The 2350-nt window shown below is 53.1% G+C and carries 3 protein-coding genes; all 3 read right to left on the bottom strand.

What is annotated here, in order from left to right:
• Window positions 1-756, bottom strand: a 756-nt coding sequence (locus tag ACESZP_RS17790; RefSeq protein WP_499709936.1) for a DUF3991 domain-containing protein, incomplete at its 3' end; no start/stop codon positions are given.
• A gap of 11 nt (window positions 757-767) precedes the next feature.
• Complete coding sequence (locus ACESZP_RS17785; RefSeq protein ID WP_102287171.1) at window positions 768-1070, bottom strand: hypothetical protein; 303 nt, start codon at window positions 1068-1070, stop codon at window positions 768-770.
• On the bottom strand, window positions 1067-2350 hold a 1284-nt coding region (locus tag ACESZP_RS17780), incomplete at its 5' end, for a MobA/MobL family protein (RefSeq protein ID WP_499709935.1). The genes ACESZP_RS17780 and ACESZP_RS17785, both read right to left, overlap by 4 nt.

The raw sequence follows: 2350 nt of genomic DNA, 5'->3' as shown, positions 1-2350 counted from the left end.
GGTACAGGCTTCGCTTCCTGCGGTGTCGCTGTCAAGGCAGAGGAACACTTTTCGGGTGTCCTTGCGTTCAGAAAGAAAACGGTCAAGGGCTTTGCCTGAAACGCCGCCCAGGGCAAGGTAGCTCCTTGTCTGCCAGTCCTGCGGATAAAGGCAGATAAAGGACAAAAGGTCAATCGGTGCTTCAAAGACAAAGAGCTGGTTGCCGTTTCCCTCATAGTGGAACGGATAGGATTTGTCAGACCCGGCAATGTCCTGTCTGAATGGGTCTGCCGTTCCTCGCACATGGGCGTATCTCGGCGTACCGCTTCGGTCTCTGCCGACAAACACAACATTGTGCCGCTTTGCGTCCTCGTAAATATCCCCAGAAAGAAGAAAAGCCTCAACAAGCGTTTTGTTGAGACCTCGGCTTTCGCAAAGATATTGAATTGCTCTGTCGGCTGTTCTGTTGTGCAAGGGCAAGTGAAACGCTGTGGGCGGTGTTGTGCTGGCTTCGGTCTGCCCCTCGCCGCTTTCGCCGGTCAGGAGCTGGACGGCTTCGGGAAAGGACTTCCCATAAAACTCCATGACAAAATCAATGGGATAGCCGCCCTTGCTCTGGCTGTGGCGAAACCACTTGCTTCCCCGGACGGTCAAGCTGTCATGTTCTTTCCAGCGGTATTCCCGTCCGCTTTTGATTAGTGTCTCTCCCTGTGTACGGAGAAAATCTTCCAGACTGACGGCGTTTGCCCGGTCAATCTGCGCTTGAGTGTACTGCATGGGCGTCCTCCTTACTTCTTGAAAACAGCGCATCGTCTGCAAACGCCATGCTCACGCTCGTCCAGCGTGTAGGGACAGTTCGCACATTCTTCGCCGTACTGTCTTGTGATAACAGGCAGATAGCCCAGCTCCTGCAACATATCAATCTGGCGGTCGGTGAGGGTGGCTTCAAAGGCAAGGCATTTCCAGGCGTGTTCGTCCAGCTCAATCAGGTCGGAAAGCGGTCTGCCATCGGTCAAAGGTTCTCCGCTCAAAAGGCGTTTTGCCGTTCTGCGGATGGGGTTGTACTCGTTCTTCCAGTCGTATTTTTTCATCGGGATAGTTCCTCCTTTTTGTGTCGTGTTTGGGGTCGATTTTGGAGCTTTTGTTCCTCTGTGCGCTCGTTAAATCGGGTGGCAGTATCTACGCATGACTTGACCTTCCAAAGACGGTGTAAATCGTCTCTTACGGTCTTGAACTCGCCGTAGGTGGTTTCATGCGCCTGTTCCAACTCGTCATACTCTTCGGTCAGCTTTTTCATATCCACCTTGCCGTCCGGGAACTCTCCGGTCAGCTTTCGTCTGGCGGCGTAGAACTGTTTCAGTTTCGCTTCATGCTCTGCCTTGTACTTGGCTCTGGGCTTCTCAAACTTGATTTTCTGCAAGCCGTCATAGACAGGCTTCAAGCTCTGGAAAGCAGCGGAGCTGTCATAGAGCTGCTTAATTGCTTTCATTCGGGCGGTCTGTTCGTCCAGCGTTTTCTTCAAGCTCTCTGTGGCAGCACTGTGTTCGCTGACACGGTGTTCCAAATCTTCAAGGGAGTAAATGCCGTTTACCCGGAGATAATTGAAAGTTTCGTTCATCTCCTTTAGGTTGCTGACCTTGCCTTTCTGCGAATAAGCCCCGGCTCTGCGCTGGGTGTAATAGGCGTTCAGCAGAGAAACAAGGTCGGGTGCCTGCGGCTTGGCAAGCTCTGCTTTTGCTTCGGCAATCCAATCAAACAGGAGAGCGATTTTCTTCTTGATGTCCCGGATAACGGCATTGGTGGCTCTAATCCAGCGATTGAACTCGCCTTTCTCGGTGCGTATGCCTTTCTTCTCCATTGCCCGGACGGTTGCGCCCTCATGGACGGTGGGAAGAAGCTCCACGCCCTGACGCTCATAGCTTCGGTGGTCGATACGAACATCAAGCCCCTTTTCCGCAAACTTGCCATTGCATAGCTCCGCCCATGTCTGCCGCCAATGTTCCAGCGTTTCGGGACTGCCCCAGTCGGTAGTGGGAACGGCGTTGAACACAAACTTTCCGTTTGCGTCTCGGATACGGTTGCCGTCCTCGTCCAGTTCGTACACCCGGCGTTGCTTTAGTCCCCATTTGCCGTTCTGCTCGATGGGACGGATGGGGCAAAGCACATGAAAATGTGGATTGGGTATGCCGCCGTCCTCACGGTCTGGCTGGTGTACGGCGAAGTCAACCACCATGCCCCGGCTCACAAAGTTCTCCAACAAAAATTGCCTTGCAAGAGCGATGTTTTCCTCAAGGGAAAATTCATTCTGCAAGGCAATGTCAAAGCTGTATGCAAGCTGGGCGTTCTTTCCACGCTCGGCTTTTTCCACGGC

Source organism: Candidatus Dorea massiliensis AP6 (genome assembly GCF_964245105.1).
Lineage (GTDB): Bacteria > Bacillota > Clostridia > Lachnospirales > Lachnospiraceae > Laedolimicola > Laedolimicola intestinihominis.
The sequence above is the reverse complement of the archived record's forward strand: the minus strand, read 5'-3'. Positions and strand labels throughout refer to the sequence as shown.

What these genes read in the sequence shown, in the direction of transcription:
- ACESZP_RS17785 (WP_102287171.1), bottom strand. Translation starts at nt 1,070, where the DNA reads ATGAAAAAATACGACTGGAAGAACGAGTACAACCCCATCCGCAGAACG.